The 18,336-nt window shown below is 63.6% G+C and carries 18 protein-coding genes; 11 read left to right on the top strand and 7 right to left on the bottom strand.

The genetic code is table 11. The features are described from left to right. The first annotated feature begins 12 nt into the window (after window positions 1-12). The 9 genes from FJ956_RS00205 (at window position 13) to FJ956_RS00165 (ending at window position 10,232) form a co-directional block, all read left to right on the top strand. Window positions 13-1,044 (top strand): sugar ABC transporter substrate-binding protein, encoded by a 1,032-nt coding sequence (locus FJ956_RS00205; protein WP_140652841.1) that lies wholly within the window; start codon window positions 13-15, stop codon window positions 1,042-1,044. 171 nt (window positions 1,045-1,215) lie between these two features. Further along, window positions 1,216-2,199 (top strand): ABC transporter permease, encoded by a 984-nt coding sequence (locus tag FJ956_RS00200; RefSeq protein WP_140677616.1) that lies wholly within the window; start codon window positions 1,216-1,218, stop codon window positions 2,197-2,199. Next, window positions 2,189-3,721, top strand: coding sequence for a sugar ABC transporter ATP-binding protein (locus tag FJ956_RS00195; RefSeq protein ID WP_140677614.1), 1,533 nt, complete (start codon window positions 2,189-2,191; stop codon window positions 3,719-3,721). The genes FJ956_RS00200 and FJ956_RS00195 overlap by 11 nt, the downstream gene beginning before the upstream one ends. Window positions 3,722-3,784: 63 nt before the next feature. Next, on the top strand, window positions 3,785-4,780 hold the full coding sequence (locus FJ956_RS00190; RefSeq protein WP_140677612.1) for an ABC transporter permease: 996 nt from the start codon (window positions 3,785-3,787) through the stop codon (window positions 4,778-4,780). 1 nt (window position 4,781) lies between these two features. Beyond that, window positions 4,782-5,567 carry an SDR family oxidoreductase gene (locus FJ956_RS00185; protein WP_140677610.1) on the top strand — a complete coding sequence of 262 codons (786 nt, stop codon included), beginning with the start codon at window positions 4,782-4,784 and terminating at the stop codon, window positions 5,565-5,567. A gap of 19 nt (window positions 5,568-5,586) precedes the next feature. Continuing rightward, a complete protein-coding gene (locus FJ956_RS00180) occupies window positions 5,587-6,792 on the top strand; it encodes a CaiB/BaiF CoA-transferase family protein (RefSeq protein WP_140677608.1) in 1,206 nt (401 codons plus the stop codon). 2 nt (window positions 6,793-6,794) lie between these two features. Beyond that, on the top strand, window positions 6,795-7,583 hold the full coding sequence (locus FJ956_RS00175) for an enoyl-CoA hydratase/isomerase family protein (RefSeq protein ID WP_140677606.1): 789 nt from the start codon (window positions 6,795-6,797) through the stop codon (window positions 7,581-7,583). Beyond that, window positions 7,580-9,373 (top strand): CoA-transferase, encoded by a 1,794-nt coding sequence (locus tag FJ956_RS00170; protein WP_246672069.1) that lies wholly within the window; start codon window positions 7,580-7,582, stop codon window positions 9,371-9,373. Before FJ956_RS00175 ends, FJ956_RS00170 begins: the two co-directional genes overlap by 4 nt. 10 nt (window positions 9,374-9,383) lie before the next feature. Then, the gene (locus FJ956_RS00165; protein WP_140677604.1) at window positions 9,384-10,232 is read left to right on the top strand and encodes an SMP-30/gluconolactonase/LRE family protein; all 849 of its coding nucleotides are present in this window, start codon (window positions 9,384-9,386) and stop codon (window positions 10,230-10,232) included. Between the two features lie 11 nt (window positions 10,233-10,243). Here FJ956_RS00165 and pqqE read toward each other — a convergent pair whose 3' ends face one another. The 4 genes from pqqE to pqqB are packed head-to-tail and all read right to left on the bottom strand — an operon-like array spanning window position 10,244 to window position 13,354. Further along, a complete protein-coding gene (pqqE, locus tag FJ956_RS00160) occupies window positions 10,244-11,371 on the bottom strand; it encodes a pyrroloquinoline quinone biosynthesis protein PqqE (RefSeq protein ID WP_140677602.1) in 1,128 nt (375 codons plus the stop codon). Beyond that, on the bottom strand, window positions 11,368-11,664 hold the full coding sequence (gene pqqD / locus FJ956_RS00155) for a pyrroloquinoline quinone biosynthesis peptide chaperone PqqD (protein WP_140677600.1): 297 nt from the start codon (window positions 11,662-11,664) through the stop codon (window positions 11,368-11,370). The genes pqqE and pqqD overlap by 4 nt, the downstream gene beginning before the upstream one ends. Next, window positions 11,661-12,419 (bottom strand): pyrroloquinoline-quinone synthase PqqC, encoded by a 759-nt coding sequence (gene pqqC / locus FJ956_RS00150; protein WP_140677598.1) that lies wholly within the window; start codon window positions 12,417-12,419, stop codon window positions 11,661-11,663. Before pqqC ends, pqqD begins: the two co-directional genes overlap by 4 nt. Then, complete coding sequence (gene pqqB / locus FJ956_RS00145) at window positions 12,416-13,354, bottom strand: pyrroloquinoline quinone biosynthesis protein PqqB (RefSeq protein ID WP_140677596.1); 939 nt, start codon at window positions 13,352-13,354, stop codon at window positions 12,416-12,418. Before pqqB ends, pqqC begins: the two co-directional genes overlap by 4 nt. Window positions 13,355-13,451: 97 nt before the next feature. Here pqqB and FJ956_RS30400 point away from each other — a divergent pair, with 97 nt between their 5' ends. Beyond that, window positions 13,452-13,709 carry a hypothetical protein gene (locus FJ956_RS30400; protein WP_181170204.1) on the top strand — a complete coding sequence of 86 codons (258 nt, stop codon included), beginning with the start codon at window positions 13,452-13,454 and terminating at the stop codon, window positions 13,707-13,709. A 69-nt stretch (window positions 13,710-13,778) separates the two neighbouring features. On the opposite strand, the gene FJ956_RS00135 is transcribed toward FJ956_RS30400, so the two are convergent. The 3 genes from FJ956_RS00135 to FJ956_RS00125 all read right to left on the bottom strand — a co-directional run bounded on the left by FJ956_RS00135 (window position 13,779) and on the right by FJ956_RS00125 (window position 17,237). After that, window positions 13,779-14,651 (bottom strand): quinoprotein dehydrogenase-associated putative ABC transporter substrate-binding protein, encoded by an 873-nt coding sequence (locus FJ956_RS00135; protein ID WP_246672068.1) that lies wholly within the window; start codon window positions 14,649-14,651, stop codon window positions 13,779-13,781. Window position 14,652: 1 nt separating this feature from the next. Then, window positions 14,653-15,177, bottom strand: a complete 525-nt coding sequence (locus tag FJ956_RS00130; RefSeq protein ID WP_140677592.1) for a c-type cytochrome, methanol metabolism-related — start codon at window positions 15,175-15,177, stop codon at window positions 14,653-14,655. A gap of 158 nt (window positions 15,178-15,335) precedes the next feature. Further along, complete coding sequence (locus FJ956_RS00125) at window positions 15,336-17,237, bottom strand: methanol/ethanol family PQQ-dependent dehydrogenase (RefSeq protein ID WP_140677590.1); 1,902 nt, start codon at window positions 17,235-17,237, stop codon at window positions 15,336-15,338. Window positions 17,238-17,934: 697 nt separating this feature from the next. Between FJ956_RS00125 and FJ956_RS00120 the strand changes: the two genes are divergently transcribed. After that, window positions 17,935-18,288: a hypothetical protein gene (locus tag FJ956_RS00120; protein ID WP_140677588.1), complete on the top strand. Its 354-nt coding sequence runs from the start codon at window positions 17,935-17,937 to the stop codon at window positions 18,286-18,288. The last annotated feature ends 48 nt before the right edge of the window (window positions 18,289-18,336 follow it).

Raw genomic sequence — 18,336 nt, 5'->3', positions numbered from 1 at the left:
TGGGAGAGAAAAATGCACTGGTCCAAATCAATCCTGCTCGCATCCGCGGCCATGCTGGCCATCGGCGCGGCGGCAGCGCATGCCGAGAACATGCCCAAGCACATCGGCTACGTCACCAACTACGCCACGCATGAGTGGTACCAGAACGTCATCAAGGGCATGAAGGCGCATGGCAAGGAACTGGGAATCGAAGTCGAGGTGCAGGACGCCAATCTCGACATAGCCAAGCAGGTCGCCGCGGCCGAAGATTTCATCGCCAAGGGCGTCGACGTGCTGATCATCACCCCGGTGAATGAGGAAGGCGTGGTTCCGCTGCTGCGTCAGGCCAAGGCCGCCAATATCCCGGTGGTGCTCGAGGGCAACCCGGTCAAGGGCATGACCACGATGGTCGCCATCTGCGACTACGACACCGGCTATTTCTCCGGCGTCGAGGCCGGCAAATATGCCAAGGAAAAGCTCGGCGGCGTCGCCAAGGTGATGAATGTCGGCCTGCCGTTGCTGTCGGCGACGGTGCTGCGCTCGCAAGGCTTCATGGACGGGCTGAAGACCATCGTCCCCGACGCGGTCATGGTCCACGACCTTGACGGCGGCGGCAATCCGGACCGCGCGCTGGAAGTGTCTTCGGCCGCACTCGCCAAGAATTCCGACGTCAACATCATCTACGGCATCAACGATTCGTCCTCGCTGGGCGGCCTGCAGGCCTGGAAGGCCGCCGGCAAGTCGCAGGACGGCCTGCTGACGGTCGGCACCGGTGGCGAAGGACTTGCCTTCATCAACGCCATGCAGAACGAGCCGTCCTACCGCATCGAGGCAGCCATGTTCCCGGAAAAGGAAGGCTTCACGACCATCGACGCGGCGGTCAAGCTGTTCAACAACGAGCAGGTGCCGGAGCACATCGTCAGCCCGACCGCGCCGATGACTGGCGACGAGTGGAAGAAATACTATGATTATGACGGCACGACCCGCACCATCAAATGGGACGCCGTCAATGCGCTGCAGCCGCCGGCAAAGTGCATGAAGACCTCGGCCGACCTGAAGAAATAGGTCGATCGACATGGTCCTTCCCGCGTCGCGGGAAGGACCGCCAGCCAGGCGCCGACGGCCGGCGAAGACACGGCGCCGGCGCCTGACCTTAGAGCCGGATAGAGCATGATGTCGCCCGAAAACCGCTTCACACTCTTCGGCATCATGCTCTAGCGACGGGAACGAACTGATATGAGCGAGCTTACACACGCTTCCGCGCAGAAGCGTTTCATCGGCGGCCAGCTTCTCGGCAGCAGCCAGCTGGTGCTGGGCGCCATGCTGGCGGTGCTTTGCATCGCCATCTCGGTCGCGGCGCCGCAGTTCTATTCTGAGGCCAACATCATCGCCATCCTGCGCCAATGCGCGCTGGTGCTGATCGTCGCTTCGGGCATGACCATGCTCATCATCACGGCGGAGGTCGACCTGTCGGTCGGCGCCTCGCTTGCCTTTGTCGGCTGCATCGGCATGGCGGTGCTCAATTCCACCCACAGCCTCGCGCTCGGCATGCTGGCGGCACTTGCCTTTGCCGGCGGTGTCGGCCTGTTCAACGGGCTCGTCGTCACCAGGCTCAGGGTGAATTCGCTGATCGCCACCATCGGCACCATGATGATGCTGCAGGGCGGCGTCTATCTGTTCACGCGCGAAGCGGTGCAGAACCACAATCAACTGGCAAGCTTCACCGATCTCGGCGCCGGCTATGTCGGCGCCGTGCCGGTTCCCGTCATCCTGGCGGCGCTGATCTTCGTCGTCGCCTATGTGACGCTGCGCTTCACCACGCTCGGCCGCTATCTCTACGCGGTCGGCGCCAACGAAAAAGCGGTGCGCCTGTCCGGCCTGCGTTCGGAACGGCTGAAGCTGCTTGCCTTCGTCGTCACCGGCCTCGCCGTCGGCATCGCCGGCATGATCCTGTCGTCGTTGATGAATGCCGGCCAGCCGACCGCCGGGCGCGGTTTCGAGCTGACGGTGATCGCCGCCGTCATCCTTGGCGGCACCAGCCTGCTCGGCGGGCGCGGCTCGCTGTTCGGCACGCTGCTCGGCGTGCTGGTGCTGAAGGTGATCGACAACGGCATCATCATCCTTGGCTGGAACCAGGACCTGCAGATGGTGGTGCCGGGCATCGTCATCATCCTGGCGACCTATCTCGACATCATCCGGAACAAAGCCAATGTCCGTTGATTTCCTTCATCCCGGCGAAGGCGCGCCCATCGACACCAACGTGTCGGCTCTGGAGATGCGCGGCATCGGCAAGCGGTTTCCGGGGGTGGTGGCGCTGGACAATGTCGACTTCACCCTGGAGCCCGGCAAGATCCACGCCCTGATGGGCGAGAACGGCGCCGGCAAGTCGACGCTGATCAAGATCATGGCCGGCGTCTATGGCAAGGATGCCGGCACGGTCCGCATGCGCGGACGCGAAGTCGACATCAAGTCGCCGCGCGACAGCCTGAAGGAAGGCATCAAGGTCGTGTTCCAGGAGATCGCATTGATCTCCGAGTTCACCGTCGCGGAAAACATCTTCCTCGAAGGCTATCCGACCGGCAGGACCGGCTCCATCGACTGGAAGAAGATCCGTGCCGAATCGGCGGCGCTGTTCAACCGTATCGGCTTCAACGTCGATCCGGCGGCGCGGACGGGATCGCTGCCGGTCAGCCAGCAGCAGATGGTCGAGATCGCCCGCGCGCTCGCCCACGAGGCGCGTGTGGTGGTGATGGACGAACCGACATCCTCGCTGACGCCGAACGAAATCTCGCTGCTGTTCACCGTCATCCGCCGCCTGGCATCGCTCGGCATCGCCGTGGTCTATGTCAGCCACAAGCTCGACGAGGTGTTCGAGATCGCCGACACAGTGACGGTGCTGCGCGATGGACGCCACATATCGACCAAGCCGATCGGCGAGCACACCAACGACACGCTGATCCAGGACATGATCGGCCGCCGCATCGACAACCTCTTTCCCCGTCAGCGCGGCGCGGCGGGCAGCAAGGTGGCGCTCTCCGTCGAGAAGCTCAGCACGGCGAAGAAACTCATCGACGTGTCCTTCGAGGCGCGCGCCGGCGAGGTGCTCGGTTTCTTCGGATTGATGGGCGCCGGCCGGACCGAGCTCGCCAAGGCGATCGTCGGCTACGATCCGATCATTTCGGGCACCATCACGGTCGACGGTCAGCGCCTCGCGCCGCACGACACGCGTACCGGCGTCAAGCTCGGCATCGGCCTGCTCACCGAGGACCGCAAGAGCGAAGGCCTGATGGGCGAGCTGCCCGTCTACCAGAATGCCAGCCTCGCCTCGCTCGGCGCGTTCGCCCGCCTGGGCTTCGTCGACAAGGCGAAGGAGCATCAGGCGGTGCAAGATTATGTCGACCGCTTCCGCATCAAGACGCCCAGCCTGTTCCAGCAGATCAAGAACCTGTCGGGCGGCAACCAGCAGAAGGTGCTGATCTCGCGCTGGCTGATGCGCGGCCTGAAGGTCATCGTCGTCGACGAGCCGACGCGCGGCATCGATGTCGGCGCCAAGTCGGAAATCTTCGCGCTGATCGACCGGCTCGCCGGCGAGGGCCTGGCGGTCGTCATGATGACGTCGGAGATGCCGGAGCTGCTCGGCCTCGCCGACCGCATCGCGGTGATGTGCGAGGGCCGCCTGACCGCGGTCATGTCGCGCGAGGAAGCCACGCAGGAGAAGATCCTCAATGCGGCGATCGGATAGAACCATGACGCATCGCCGCAGCATTCTTTGCGACACGGGCAACTCCTTCGGAGGAGGCGAGCGATGAGCCTGGCAAGCACGGCTTCCGCAAAAGACCAGCCATCCATGCTGGCGCGGCTCTTTGCCCGGCAGGAACTGGCGCTGCTCGTCTGCCTCGTCCTGGTGCTGGCGTTCTTTTCCGCGACGGTCGAGAATTTCTTCTCCGTGCGCAACATGACCAACGTGCTGGGCCAGGCCTCGCTGGCGCTCACCGCCGGCATCGGCTGCGCCATCGTCTTCATTTCCGGCGAGGTCGATATCTCGATCGGCTCGCTGCTCGCCACCATCGCGCTGCCGCTGATCATCATCATGAACGATACCAATTCGCTGTTGCTCGGCGTCAGCGGCGCGCTGTTGTTCGGCCTGATCATCGGTGTCGTGAACGGCTATCTCGTCGCCTATGCAGGCATCAACTCGCTGATCGTGACGCTCGGCACGATGTTCATCATGCGTGGCGGCGTCTATCTCTACACCGGCCAGCGCGCGATCCCCGACGACGCCAGCCTCGACAGCTTCATCGCACTGTCCGACGGGCGTCTGTTCAACATCATCCCCTATTCGGCGGTGATCGCGATCGTGCTCCTCGCCGCCTTTGGCTACATGATGCAGCACCGGCCGTTCGGGCGGCAGATCTACGCCGTCGGCGGCAATCAGGAAGTGGCGCGGCTGGCTGGTTACGACGTGCGGCGCGTCAAGTTCATCTGCTTCATCATCAGCGCACTGCTGGCGACGGTCGCCGGCATCATCCTGGCGGCGCGTGTCGGCTCGGCGCAGCATACGGCGGGGCTCAATTTCGAATTCCAGGTCGTTGCCGCGACGGTCCTCGGCGGCGTGAGCCTTGCCGGCGGCATCGGCAGCCTGACCGGCATGGCGCTGGGCGTCCTGATTCTGCAATTCCTGTCCAACGGCCTGCGGGGGCTCGGGCTGCCGACCGAATGGCAGCTTGTCATCACCGGCATGATCATCATTGCTGCGGTCGCCTTCGACGAAGCGAAGCGCCGGCGCGCGAATGGAGGCTGACATGACTCGTCTTGAAGGAAAAACCGCAGTCATCACCGGCGCGGCCGACGGCATCGGCCACGCGATCGCCGAGGCGATGGCGCGGGAAGGGGCGCATGTCTTCCTCGGCGACATCGCCGATGAGGCCGGCGAGGCGTTCGCCGCGGCACTTCGCGCGGCCGGCCCCCGCGCCGATTATGTCCATTGCGACGTCTCCCAGGAAGCCGATATCGCCGGCCTGATCGACAGCGCGGTGAAGAAGACCGGACATCTCGACGTCCTGGTCAACAACGCCGCCATCGCCATCGGCGGCATGCCGGTGCACGAGATGACCGACGAGCAATGGCACCGGCTGATCGCGGTCAACCTGACCAGCGTGTTTCGCGGCTGCAAATACGCGCTGCCGCACATGATCGCGCAAAAGTCGGGATCGATCATCAACATGGCCTCGGCGCAGGGCCATATCGGCCTCGACGGCTGGACCGCCTATGCCGGCGCCAAGGGCGCGGTGATGGCGATGACGCGCCAGATGGCGGTCGAGTTCGGCCCGGTGAGCATCCGCGTCAATTCGATCTCGCCCGGCACCATCAACACGCCGATGAACGACAGGCTGATCAAGGAGATCGGCGGCAGCCTCGCCAAGGCCTGGGTCAAGATGCATCCGCTCGGCCGGATCGGCGAGCCTTCCGAAGTGGCCGAGGCCGCCGTCTATCTGGCTTCCGATGCGGCCGGCTTCACCACCGGCACCGACCTGCGCGTCGATGGCGGGCTGACGGCAGCACCCCGCTACGTTCCCGAACTGCTTTGAAAACGAAACGAGACATGAAATGAACAAGGCTCTCGAAGGCGTCCGTATCCTCGACTTCAGTCATCTGCTGCAAGGACCGTTCGCCACGCAGCTGCTGGGCGACATGGGCGCCGACGTCATCAAGATCGAGCGCGCCGGCGCCGGCGACATGTTCCGCGGCATGACCTTCTTCGCCAAATGGGTCGGCGGCTCCGAAAGCCCGAACTTCCTCGCCTGGAACCGCAACAAGCGCTCGATCGCGCTGAACCTAAAGAGCCGCAAGGTGCACGCCATCATCATGGAGATGGCCCGGACCGCGGATGTCGTGGTGCAGAATTTCCGCCCCGGCGTGCTGGCCAAGCTCGGCTACGGTTACGAGGACTTCAAGGCCGTCAATCCGCGCATCATCTACTGCTCGGGCTCGGGTTACGGCGAGGAGGGGCCCTACGTCGAGCGCCCCGGACAGGACATGCTGATCCAGGGACTGGCCGGGCTGATCGCCAACACCGGCCGCGGTGATCAGGCGCCGGTTCCCGCCGGCGCGGGCCTCGCCGATCAGATCGGCGCTATGAACATGGTCTACGGCATCCTGTCGGCGCTCTATTATCGCGAGAAGACCGGCAAGGGCCAGAAGATCGAGGTCAACCTGCTGGCCGGGCTGCTGGCGCATCTCAACCAGGAATATGTCGCCGTGCTCAATCTCGGCGAGGATTTCGTGCGGCCGAATTCCGGCATCGGCCATCCCGGCATGCAGGCGCCGTTCGGCATCTACGAGACGAAGGACGGCAGCTACGTGTCGATCGCCATGAGCCCGTTCAAGACGCTCTATGAGGTGCTGGAAGCGCCGCAGCTCGCCGTCTATGACGACCTGAAGACCTTGTTCGACAAGCGCGACGAGGTGTTCGAGAAGGTCAACGCCGAGACCAAAAAATTCGCCACGCAGGATCTCTTGGCGCGTCTGCTGGCAGCCGACATCTGGTGCGCCGAGGTGAAGGACATCCGCCGCGCGGCGGAAGACCCGCAAGTCAGGCATATGGGGATGATCACCAGTTACGATCATCCGCGCGGCGGCAAGGTGCGGGTGGTCGCACCGGCGGTCAAGATGAGCGAGACGCCGGCAACCATCGAGCGGCCAGCGCCGCTGGTCGGCCAGCATGGCCGTGAGATCCTGGCCGAGTTCGGTCTGTCGAAGGACGAGATCGCCGCGCTCGAAGCCTCCGGCGACATGACCGTGGACGCGGCCTGAGGATGCGCGCCTATCAAACGCTCACGGTCGAAACCCAGGGCCGCGTGGCGGTCGTCACCTTCCGCCGCGCCGACCAGCTCAACGCCATGAACCGGATCATGCAACGCGAGATCACGGAGGCGTTCGAGGCGCTGTCCGCCGACGCGGGCGTCGGCGCGATCGTGGTGACCGGCGAGGGGCGCGGCTTCATGGCCGGCGCCGACATCAAGGAATACGCTGCCCAGACGGCGGCCGAGTTCGACACATTCCAGGCTGCCGGCATGCGGATGTACGCGGCGATCGAGGACAACCGCAAGCCGGTGATCGCGGCGGTGAACGGCTTCGCGCTGGGCGGCGGCATGGAGCTGGTGCTGTGCTGCGACATCGTGATCGCCAACCAGTTCGCGAAACTCGGCCTGCCGGAGATCAAGCTCGGGCTGATCCCCGGCGGTGGCGGCACGCAACGCAGCGTCGCCAAGCTCGGCCGCAACCGCGCCAATCTTCTGCTGATGACCGGCGCCATCGTGCCGGCCTCCGAATTCGTCGGCGCCGGACTTGTCAACGAGATCGTCGATGTCGAGAGGCTGATGCCGCGCGCGCTGGAACTGGCCGGGATGATCGCCGCCGAGCCCGCCGCCGCGATCGAAGGCCTGAAGGCCCTGACGGCGCATGCGGTGTCGGGCGATCTGGCCGATGGCCTCGCCATGGAGCGCAACGTACTGGGCGGCCTCTATCGAAGCGAGATCGGCCAGCGGCGCGTCAGGGAGTTCGCCGAGAGGAGCGCGACCAAGGTGAAAAGGGCCGGGCCGTGAAGACCGGCAATCGAACTGCATTGTCGCTGGTCAAGCCGAACCGACCGCGCTTCACCGATATCGAGGGGCTGGCGGCGATGGTCGGCCAGGGCGACGCCTTCGGCGTCGGCGGCCACCACTTCGCCCGGCTGCCGATCGCATTGCTGCGCGCGATCGCCAGGTCCGGCGTCAAGGATCTGCGTTACGTCTCCTGGGCCGGCGGCTTGCCGCTCGAGCTGCTGCTCGAGGCGGGCGCGGTGGTGGAAATCGAGCTGTGCTTTTCCAGCCTCGACATCTTCGGGCTGCCGCCGAGGTTCCGCGCGGCCGCCGAGAACGGCGCGATCCCCGTCCGCGACTGGACGGCTCTGGCCATGATCCAGGCGCTGCGGGCGGCACAGCAGAACCTGCCGTCGATGCCGTTCCAATTGCCTCAGGGCTCCGACATGACGGCGCGCGTGCCGGGTGCGGTCGCCAGGCCCGATCCGCTTGCCGGAATCGAGACCGGATTCGTTCCACCGCTCAGGCTCGATACGTTCGTCGTCCACGCCCAGCGCGCCGACGAAAGCGGCAATGTCGAGATCATCGGGCCGCGGGCGCTGGACTTCACCATGGCGGGCGCGGCGCGCCAGGTGCTGGTCACGGTCGAGGAGATCGTCCTAGTCGGAATGCTGCAGCGGGACGACCGCCAGAGCATCCTCACACGCAACCAGGTTTCGGCCATAGCGCTCGCGCCGGGCGGCGCCTATCCGGCCTCGTGCCTGCCATTTTACGTCACCGACTATCAGGCCTTGTCGGAGGCGTTCGCGACGAAGGACGCGACTTTGTCGGACAAGCTCGGCCTGTCTGCTGACGGCCTGCCGGAGCGGCTTCAAAAGGCGGCCAAGGTCACCGCCGAAGCTGTCCTCGCGATGCCGGTGCCCGCACATGGGAACGAGAAAGCAACCGTCGACGAGATCATTGCCGCCCGCATCGCCGCCGAGCTCGACAACGAGAGCTTCGCCAGCGCCGGCGCGGTATCGCCTTTAGCCAACGTCGCCTACCGGCTGGCCAAGGCGACGCACGCGCCGGACATGATCATCGCGACGATGAGCTGCGGCCATCTCGACATCGCGCCGAGCCCGATGGTGCTGTCGCTGATCGAAAGCCTCGATTGCGAGACGGCCGTGGCGCATGCCGGCGGCGACGACACCTACTCGACCTATTACCAGGCGGGTGCCGTGACGCATGAGATCGTCGGCGCGGCGCAGGTCGACCGGCACGGCCGCGTCAACACCATCGCGTTGCGCAAGCCGAGCGGCGGTCTGATCCGGCTGCCGGGGCAGGGCGGCATGGCCGACGTCGCCAACATGCATCGCGACTACCTGCTCTATGTCCCGCGTCATTCGGTCCAGTCGCTGGTGGACGCGGTCGAGATCGCAAGTTCCGCCCGCGGACTGCTGACGCCGGCCGAACGCGAGCCGATGGGCTATCGGACAGGCAAGGCGCTGGTTTTCACCGATCTCTGCATCTTCCGGCTCGACCAGACATCCAGGGAATTGACCGTTATCGAAATCATGCCTGGAGTCACGCGCCAGCAAATCCGCGATGCAACCGGCTTTGCGGTGACGTTCGACGCCGATTGCCGCGAGGTGCCGGTGCCCTCAAGCGATACGCTCGCCGTGCTGCGAAACCGCATCGACCCACTTGGCCTGCGTCGTCTGGAATTCGTCAGCGCCAAGGAGCGTGGCGCGCTCATCGCCGAAATCCTCGCTGCCGATCGCGCGATGGTCGAGCGCTGCATCGCCGCGCGGACGTCGCCTGCCGCAAGCTGAGGAGCGTTCCATGGCAAAGCCGTTGCTCGACATGTCTGCCGCCCGCGTCTTCTTCGACGGCATCTTCACCAATCCGCGGGTGGCGCATCCGGAGGGCGTGGCAGTTCATCGCGACGGATCGATCTGGTGCGGCACCGAGACCGGCGATCTGCTGAGACTGGCAGCAGACGGCGGCTCGGTCGAGCGCATGGGCGGCACCGACGGTTTTCTGCTCGGCATTGCCTTCGACAGCGCGGGCAACTGCTTTGCCTGCGATCTCAGGCATGCCGCGATCTTCCGCCGGGATGCCGTGACAGGCCGCATGGAGCGCTTCGCTTCGTCCGGCATCCGCGTGCCCAACTATCCGATCCTCGACGAGGCGAGAGGCTGGCTTTATGTGTCGGACAGCGTCGGCGAGGACAATCGCTCCGGCATCTTCCGTTACGATCTCAAGACGGGCGAGGGCGGCTTGTGGTGCCGGGAAGCGATGTCCTTCGCCAACGGCATGGCCATGGCGCCGGATGGCGACGGGCTCTATGTGGTCGAGAGCGATGCAGCCTGCGTCAGCTATGTGCCTATCCTTGCCGACGATGCGGCCGGAGGCCGGCAGGTCGTGGTCGAAGGCGTGCGCAATGTTCCCGACGGGCTCGCCTTTGCCCCCGACGGCTCGTTGCTCATCTCATGCTACGAGCCGAGCCGGATCTATCGCTGGCGAAAGGACAGAGGTCTCGAAGTGCTGATCGAGGATCCGGCGGCGACGACGCTGGCGCATCCCACCAACATCGCCTTCAAGGGCGACAAGCTCTACACTGCGAACCTTGGCCGCTGGCACATCACCGAGATCGACCTGGCAGCGGTTCCGGGCTTGAGCGGCGCCTAACCAGCAAAGGTTCAAGCGAGCGCGTCAGGTCGCGTCGTGGCGCCGATCCGGCGGAAAATGAAGCTTTCATTTCCCTCCGGCGCTGCCTCTGCCTGGGCAGCGTCGGTCAGTACCGCCATTCGCTTGTGGATCGGCGATTTGATGCAGGCCGGATCCGTTGCCGCGGCATCGCCGGCAATTGCCATCGCCTGACACCGGCAACCGCCCCAATCGACCTCGCGCCGGTCGCAGCTTCGGCAAGGTTCCTGCATCCATTCGGTGCCGCGGAAGGCGTTGAAGGCTGGTGAATCGGTCCAGATTTCGGCGAGCCTGCGTTCTCCGAAGCGCTCGAAGCGGAGCGAGGGAATTGTCTGGGCGGCATGGCACGGCAACACTGTGCCGTCGGGAGCCACCATGAATGCGTCGCGCGCCCAGCCGCCCATGCAGGGCTTGGGATAGATGGCAAAATAATCCGGCGTGACGAAGTCGATGTCCATGATGCCGGCGAGCCTTTCGCGCGCCGCCGCGACAATCTCCGCCTGCCGGTTGACCGCTGCCAGGTCGGGCATCAGCCGGTCGCGGTTGGCGAGCGCCCAACCGGCATATTGGACATTGGCGATCTCGATCCGCTCCGCATCCAACGAGAGTGCGAGATCGATGAATTCCGGCACTTCCTCGATGTTGTGCCGGTGGACCGGCGCATTGATGGTGAGGGGCAGTCCGGCCGCGCGGGCGCGGTGCGCCGTCTCCAGCTTCTTGTCATGGCTGCCCTGGTGGTTGCCGATACGGTCGGTGGTCGCCGGGCGGGCGCCCTGGAAGCTCAGCTGCAGATGATCGAGACCGGCTTCGGCAAAGGCCTCGATGCGGCCTTCGGCGATGCCGACGCCGGCGGTGATGAGATTGGTGTAGACGCCGCGCGCCGAAAGCCCGGCGATCAATTGCTCGAGGTCGCGGCGCAGGGTCGGCTCGCCGCCGGAAAGATGCACCTGCAGCACGCCGAGATCGGCGGCCTGCGAGAAGAGATCGAGCCAGGTCTGCGTGTCGAGCTCGCGATTGGCCTTCAGCAATTCGAGCGGATTGGAGCAATAGGGGCACTGCAGCGGGCAGCGATGCGTCAGTTCCGCCAGCATGCCGATCGGAGGCAGGAGAGGCTCGCTCATAGCTTCACCAAAAGCTTGTCCGACCATTCCTGCAGGAAGGCGATGACGTCGGCCGCCACGTCCTCCGGGTCCGCGTCATAGTCGGCAGCAAGACCGGCGATGATGCGGTCGACGGTGGACTGGCCGTCGCAGCGGCGCAGGATGTCGAGGCTGATCTCGTTCGGCCAGAATACCTTCTCCGGCGAAAGCACGGCGAAGGCCTGCCGGACGGGGTCGTATTGTATGCGCACATGCTTGGGCAGCGATGGCGCCGACCGCAACGACACGATGGCTCTTTCGCGCAGCGCCGTCATTGGGCCGCCTCCGGGCGGAAGGCGCCGGGCGGTATGTTTCCCGGCGCGCCATAGGCATGCTGGAGAGCATCGAGCATGGCCCAGAGTATATCGCATTTGAACACCAGCGCATCGATCGCCTGCTGCTGGCGTTCGGGCATGTCGGCGTGGGCCATCACGTAGGCAAGGGCGAAGTCGGCGTCGCGCGAGGCCTGTTCGGGCCGCCGGCTGAAATAGGCCAGCGTGTCCTCGGTGATGTAATCGTATTTCGCCAGCATCGCCGGCACCCGCTCGCCGATGATGAGCGGCGAGAACATCTCGGTCAGCGACGACGCGACCGCCTCGAGCAGCGTCCGGTTCGTGCAGAAGGACAGGTAGGCGCCGACGGCGAAGCGGGTCGCCGGCAGCGCCAGCCTTTCGCTCTTGACCGCTTCGGCATCGAGCCCGAGCGAGGTCGCCAGATGCAGCCAGCGCGCGATGCCGCCGCTCCAGCCGTCGTCGCCGTCATGGTCCTCGATGCGTTTGCGCCAGGCGGCGCGAAACGCCGGATCCTCTGCATGTGCCAGGATCATGGCATCCTTGCGCGGAATGACGGCCTGGTAGCAATAGCGGTTCAGCGCCCAGGCCTGCATTTCGGCTTTCGACAGCGCGCCGCCGGTCATTCTGTGATGGAAAGGATGGCGGTTGTGATAGCGCTCGTCACCGACCTGCCGCAGCACGGCCTCGAGCTCGCTCTTGGACAGGCCACCCCGGGCGGCATCGCGGAAATCGCTCAAAATTCCATCTCCATGCCATCGCTGGCGACTTCCCAGCCAGCCGCCCTGACCGCCGCGTGTTCGGCGGAATTCTCATCCAGAACAGGATTGGTGTTGTTGATATGGACGAAGATACGGCGAGCGATCTTCACATCGGCCAGGCCGGCAATCGAACCCGCTTGTCCGGACATTGCGATGTGCCCCATGCGCGCGCCGGTTTTCTGGCCGACGCGCGCCGCGATCATCTCGTCGTCCGTGTAGACGGTGCCGTCGAACAGAAGGCAGGCGGCATCGGCCATGCGCGTGCGCAGCGCGGCATCGATGCGCGCGCAGCCCGGAACGTAGAAAACGGCGCCGCTGCCGTCGGCCCCGCTGATACGGACCCCGATCGTGTCGCCCGTGTCGGAGCTGAAATCGGCATCGGGATCGCCTCCTTGCTCGAGATAGAGCGCGACCTTCCCGGGCACCGGAAAGCTGCCGACGACCACGCCGGTCGGGTGGCCATCGGCGTCGCGGATCGCCGTTTCCTCCATCGGCGCCAGCAGGCGCCGCGGCACGATCGCCGGATCGAGGACATTGAAGATCGAATTCGCCTCCAGCGTCGCCAGCACCTGTGCCGTCGCATAGATCGCGAAGGGCTGTCGTTCACGCAGGCTGAGCAGGCCGGCGATATGGTCCACATCGGCATTGGTCAGCACCACCGCGCGGATGGGCGTCGAGCGCAACGGCGCGTCGGCCGCGGGCTGCAGCTCGGGCGCGTGCGCAATCTGCTGGCGGATGTCGGGTGATGCGTTGAAGAGAACCCAGCCCATCCCGTCCGCCGATGCGGCAATGGATGATTGGGTTCGCGAATGCACGCCGGACATCCCGCTGCGAGCCGCGCGGCTCAGGCGGTAATTGCAGTTCCATTGCGGAAAGCCGCCTCCGGCCGCCGATCCGATGATCTTCACGCGCATGGCAAATGCGTGCTCCGCGGCCAGTCTGATCGGCTTGTCGGCGCTAGACAGCTTTGTATCCGCGTTGTTTCCCGCCGCAAAGCCCGCGGCGGGGTGCATGTCCCTGCTGCCAGGGACATGCACCCTTGCGGCCTACTTCCTGGGAGGAATTTCAGCAGGCAGATACCGCGAAATTTCAAAGCCCGCAGCGACCTGGCACATGGTCGGTTTCTTCCAGCTCTTCTTCATGGCATTCTCCTCTTCTGCCAGCCCGAAGGGGCCGGTCATGTCATTGACGCCATTGCGGGCGGGTGCAATGGCTCGTCCATCACTTCACAAATGGACAAATGAAACACTGGGTTCTCAAAATAACTAAAGAAAACTGTCGGCCTCGAAGATCGGTTCCTTCCCTCCATCGCCTGTCCCGTTTTCGCGCCCATCGCATTCAACCCGGCGCCGCCGTGATCGGATTGTCATGTTCGTCGATCAGCGGCACGTTGTAATCGAGCAGGAGCTTGTTGATCTCCACCTGGTTCTCCCGGATCACCTTGTTGAGCGTACGCTTCCATTCCTGGTCGGATGGACGCACGCCCATGGTGATGCGGTAGGACATGCGCGAACCGGTCCTGTCCTTGACCAGCGGAACGATCGTGACATCGGCGCCGAGCTGCCTGGCGTAGTAGCCTGCCATCGGCCCCCATAGGATCGCGGCGTCGATCTTGCCGGCAATCATGTCCTTGAGCACGACTTCTCCCATCGACGGGGTGACGCGCGTATCGACGGCCAGCGGGTAGATCTTCGCCGTTCGCAAGAGCTTGTTGGCGGCCATGTTGGCGGTCGGCGGCGTGCGTTCGACGACGCCGATCCTCTTACCGGTGAGTTTCGGATCCTCGATCGTCTCGACACCCTCGAGATCGTCGCCCTTCGGGTGCACAAGCACGTAGGAGGAGCGATAGTAGGCGTTGGTGTTCTGCACCAGCTCGTCGCCCTGGGCATAGCCCATGATGATGTCGCATCGGTTGGCGGCAAGCGTGTTGCGCACGAAGCCCATGACGGTCGGAAACCATGTGTAGGCGACCGACTTCCGCCCTGTCTTCCTGGCGACCAGATCGGCCAGCTTGTTTTCGAATCCCTGACCGTTCTGGTCGGTGAAGGGCATGTTCGAAGGATCGGCGCAGACGCGCAGAATGTCGGGATCGACCAGCTCTCCCGCGGCGCCGAGGCCGGCGTCTTGCGCCCAGGCGGTCGACGGCAGCAAGGCGAGCGCGCAGAGCACGGGCAGAACGACGCGTGGCTTCGATGCAACCCGACCGGTCACGTCATCCCCCCATGCAGGATTTTTCGGCATCCTTGGCCGCCTGGGGTTTGTCCTCGTGCTTGGGCGGCCTGCCGCGCGGCGCGGAGCCGTCGGCGCGGGCGCGCAGATAGACGTAGAGGTCGTCCAGGTAGCAGTAGACGTTCTTGTTGTCGCCAAAGGCAGGCATGACATTCTCCTTGCCGTTGGCGGTGTTCTTGCGGCCCTGGGCGACGATCGAGAGGAAAGTCGGGTAGTCGATGTTCTTCAGGCTGTTCGCCAGGGCCGGGGCATAGGTCGAACCCATCCCGTCCTGTCCGTGGCAGACATGGCAGTCCGAGTGATAGCGGCGATAGCCGCTGAAGGTGTACCAATCCACGGTTCCGTTCTCGATCTTGTAGGTTGGATTTCCATCCGCATCCAAATATTTGCCGCCCTCGTTCTTCACCGCCTTGGCTTTGTCGGCGCTGTCCTCGGCCTGCGCCGAAGTCGGGCCGGCCAAAGGCAGAAGGGTCAGGGCGAGAACGGAAACTGCGATGCGGATGGACATTCAGACGCTTCCTTATTTTGCCAAGGACGAAGGGTTGCCGTCGCGACGCGGCGTTGGCCGGTGTTCGGGTGTGCTGCAGATCGAGAGCCCGGCCGTTGCCTGCGGATGATCCGGGCTCTCGATCTTTCAGCCTTCGGTCTTAAGGTTTTCCCGGGATATCAATCCGGAAGACCGAAGACGGTGAGCTGGCCGCCCAGCGTCGTGTAGTCGGCGAGTGCCGCGTAGCCACCGACCGCTCCGAGACCGGCCGTTCCAACGACCGCGGCCTGATCGCCCTGCGCGCGGCCCTGATCGACGGCGCCATGCCAGGCAGCGGCGTTGTCGGGTGACAGCAGTCCGCCGGCGAGGCCGATACCGGCCCATCCGCCGACACCGGACAGAACGGCGATGTACTGCTTGCCGTCATGCTCGAAGGGCGTGACGTTGCCGATGATGCCGGACGGGGTCTTGAACTTGTAGAGTTCCTTGCCGTGCTCATCGACTGCCTTGATGTAGCCTTCGAGCGTCCCGTAGAAGATGACGTCGCCAGCGGTCGCCAGAGCGCCCGACCACACCGAGAACTGCTCGGGCTTCGACCAGACGATCTCACCCTTGGCGGCATCCCAGGCAATGAAGTTGCCCATGTTGCCGTCACCGCCAGGCGCCGGATACATCGACACCGTGGCGCCCACATAAGGCTGGCCGGCCGTGTAGCTCACCTTATACGGCTCATAGTCCATGCAGACGTGGTTGGTCGGCACATAGAACAGCCCGGTCTTCGGCGAGTAGGCGGCCGGCTGCTGGTCCTTGGTTCCAAGCGCTGCCGGGCAGATACCCGCCGAGTTGGTGTCTTCGCCGTTCTGCTGGGTCGAATATTTCGCCACGACCTGCGGGCGGCCGTATTCCTTGCTGTTGGGGTCCATATTGACCTCGGTCGCCCAGTTCACCGCCGGGTCGTACTTCTTGGCGACGAGAAGTTCGCCGTTGGTGCGATCCATGGTGTAGGCGAAACCGTTGCGGTCGAAATGCACCAGCACGTCATGCTTTTTGCCTTTGACCTCCATGCCGTCGACGAGAATCATCTCGTTGATGCCGTCAAAGTCCCATTCGTCATGCGGGGTCATCTGGTAGACCCATTTGGCCATGCCGGTGTCGGCATCGCGGGCGAAGATGGTCATCGACCAGCGATTGTCTCCGGGACGCTGGACCGGATTCCAGGTCGAGGGATTGCCGGTGCCGTAGTAGACGAGGTTCAGCTTGGGATCATAGGAATACCATCCCCATGTCGTGCCGCCGCCCGTCTTCCACTGCTCGCCTTCCCAGGTGTTCGTGCCGGAGTCCTTTCCCACCGGCTTGCCGAGCTGCGTGGTCTTGTCGGGATCGAGCAAGGTGTCCGCGTCCGGACCTTCCGAGTAAGCCTTCCAGGCGAGCTTGCCATCCTTCAGATTGTAGGCGGCCAGCCAGCCGCGGACGCCGAATTCCGCGCCGGACACGCCGACGAGAACCTTGTCCTTGATGACCACGGGCGCCGATGTGCCGGATTCACCCTTGCCGCCGTCGGTCTGTTCGCCGTTCTTGACCGACCAGACGACCTTGCCGGTCTTGGCATCGAGCGCAACGACGGTGGTGTCGGCCTGATTGAGAATGATCTTGCCGTCACCATAGGCGACGCCACGATTGACCGTGTCGCAGCACATGATCGGAATGACGTTGGTGTCCTGCTTGGGCTCGTACTTCCAGAGGATCTTCCCGTCATTGTTGAGATCGAGGGCGAAGACGGTGTTCGGGAACGGTGTGTGAACATACATCACGTTGCCGATGATCAGCGGTCCGCCCTCATGGCCGCGCAGCACGCCGGTCGAGAAGGTCCATTTGACCTGCAGGTTCTTCACGTTTTCCTTGGTGATTTGCTTGAGCTTGGTATACCGGGTGTTGGCGTAGTCGCCAGTCTGCATCACCCAGTCTTTCTGGTTTTCGGCCATTTTCGCGAGTTCTTCGTTGGCCGACACTGTATAGATCGATCCTAACGATAGTAGCGCAGTGGTTGTCGCGATGTAGGTAGCTTGCTTAAGCGCGCGCATCAAATTCCTCCCAGGTTGACAACAAGAAATCGATATTCAAGCTCGCAAGAGCTTGTCCAGGCGATCCGTATTGGGAAGTATTTCCGGCAGCTGTCACGACCTAAACTGCAAATAGCAGAGGAATTTTCTGTCCTCTACCAAACCAGCCTAGCCTGCACCCGCCCGATGTGGCCTACGCAAGACTGTCGCCGCTCCCTTGTTACAGCGATGTCCTTGAAGCCGGAAACAGGATAAGGCTATGTCATTGCAAAATGTCAGGCAAGGAAAAACCCCCGCCTGAATTGTGCGATGCAGCATTGATCTAGTGCGACGCAATATAAAATTTAGAGATAAAAGACATTCAAAATTTCACAATGACTAGAAGTTTAAAATCTAGCGATTTCAGTTACAATATCTAATGTGATCGTATCACAAGCACGATAAACTTTTAAGTTTATTTCTAAATATTCTTGCTCCTCGTTCCGATTGATATCTATGGTTTTCCGCATTGATCTGGCGATAAAAAAATACTTGTTAAGATGGGCGCTGGGGCGAGCCGTGAAGCTGCCTTGGAGCGCTGCTGTCGGTGGGCAAAGCATTCCTCCTTTGGTCCTATACCGGGGCGGTGGGAACTTGACCGGGCTTGCGGCATGCCGCCAACTGGGCACGATGGTGCTGCCTCGCCGCAGCGCGCGCTGGCAAATAGGAGGAATTTCTCATGGTCAGATATGTTGGATTTTCGATCCTTCCGCTCCTCCTTTCGCCGGCAATGGTCCTTGCAAACCCGGCCGGCGCCGCGGGGGACTACCCGACGGCGACGATTGTCGACTACGTGCTCGGCTGCATGCGGACGAACGGCCAGACGCGTCAGGCGCTGGAGAGTTGTTCGTGCTCGATCGATGTCATCGCCTCGATTCTCCCTTACGACCATTATGAGAGGGCCGAGACCTTCAAGAGCCTGTCCCTGACGACAGGCGAGAATGCAGGTCTGTTCCGCGAAAGCGCGCCGGCGAAAGCCGCGCGGACGGAGCTGAAGCAGGCGCAGGCCGAAGCCGACGTGCGTTGCTTCTGAAGCATCCAGGAAAGTCCGCGGCGGTTTTCCGTCAGGAACTGCATAGAC

This window comes from Mesorhizobium sp. B2-4-3 (assembly GCF_006442815.1).
Classification (GTDB): domain Bacteria; phylum Pseudomonadota; class Alphaproteobacteria; order Rhizobiales; family Rhizobiaceae; genus Mesorhizobium.
Note: the sequence above shows the minus strand (reverse complement) of the source record. Positions and strands in the feature narration are given on the sequence as shown.

Bases quoted from the DNA above. Each gene is read 5' to 3' on its own strand.
- FJ956_RS00190 (WP_140677612.1), top strand. From the start codon at position 3,785: ATGAGCCTGGCAAGCACGGCTTCCGCAAAAGACCAGCCATCCATGCTG.
- pqqB (WP_140677596.1), bottom strand. From the start codon at position 13,354: ATGCGCGTGAAGATCATCGGATCGGCGGCCGGAGGCGGCTTTCCGCAA.
- FJ956_RS00205 (WP_140652841.1), top strand. From the start codon at position 13: ATGCACTGGTCCAAATCAATCCTGCTCGCATCCGCGGCCATGCTGGCC.
- FJ956_RS00195 (WP_140677614.1), top strand. From the start codon at position 2,189: ATGTCCGTTGATTTCCTTCATCCCGGCGAAGGCGCGCCCATCGACACC.
- FJ956_RS00200 (WP_140677616.1), top strand. From the start codon at position 1,216: ATGAGCGAGCTTACACACGCTTCCGCGCAGAAGCGTTTCATCGGCGGC.
- FJ956_RS00165 (WP_140677604.1), top strand. From the start codon at position 9,384: ATGGCAAAGCCGTTGCTCGACATGTCTGCCGCCCGCGTCTTCTTCGAC.
- FJ956_RS00175 (WP_140677606.1), top strand. From the start codon at position 6,795: ATGCGCGCCTATCAAACGCTCACGGTCGAAACCCAGGGCCGCGTGGCG.
- FJ956_RS00120 (WP_140677588.1), top strand. From the start codon at position 17,935: ATGGTCAGATATGTTGGATTTTCGATCCTTCCGCTCCTCCTTTCGCCG.
- FJ956_RS00125 (WP_140677590.1), bottom strand. From the start codon at position 17,237: ATGCGCGCGCTTAAGCAAGCTACCTACATCGCGACAACCACTGCGCTA.
- FJ956_RS00180 (WP_140677608.1), top strand. From the start codon at position 5,587: ATGAACAAGGCTCTCGAAGGCGTCCGTATCCTCGACTTCAGTCATCTG.
- pqqE (WP_140677602.1), bottom strand. From the start codon at position 11,371: ATGAGCGAGCCTCTCCTGCCTCCGATCGGCATGCTGGCGGAACTGACG.
- FJ956_RS30400 (WP_181170204.1), top strand. From the start codon at position 13,452: ATGTCCCTGCTGCCAGGGACATGCACCCTTGCGGCCTACTTCCTGGGA.
- FJ956_RS00185 (WP_140677610.1), top strand. From the start codon at position 4,782: ATGACTCGTCTTGAAGGAAAAACCGCAGTCATCACCGGCGCGGCCGAC.
- pqqD (WP_140677600.1), bottom strand. From the start codon at position 11,664: ATGACGGCGCTGCGCGAAAGAGCCATCGTGTCGTTGCGGTCGGCGCCA.
- FJ956_RS00130 (WP_140677592.1), bottom strand. From the start codon at position 15,177: ATGTCCATCCGCATCGCAGTTTCCGTTCTCGCCCTGACCCTTCTGCCT.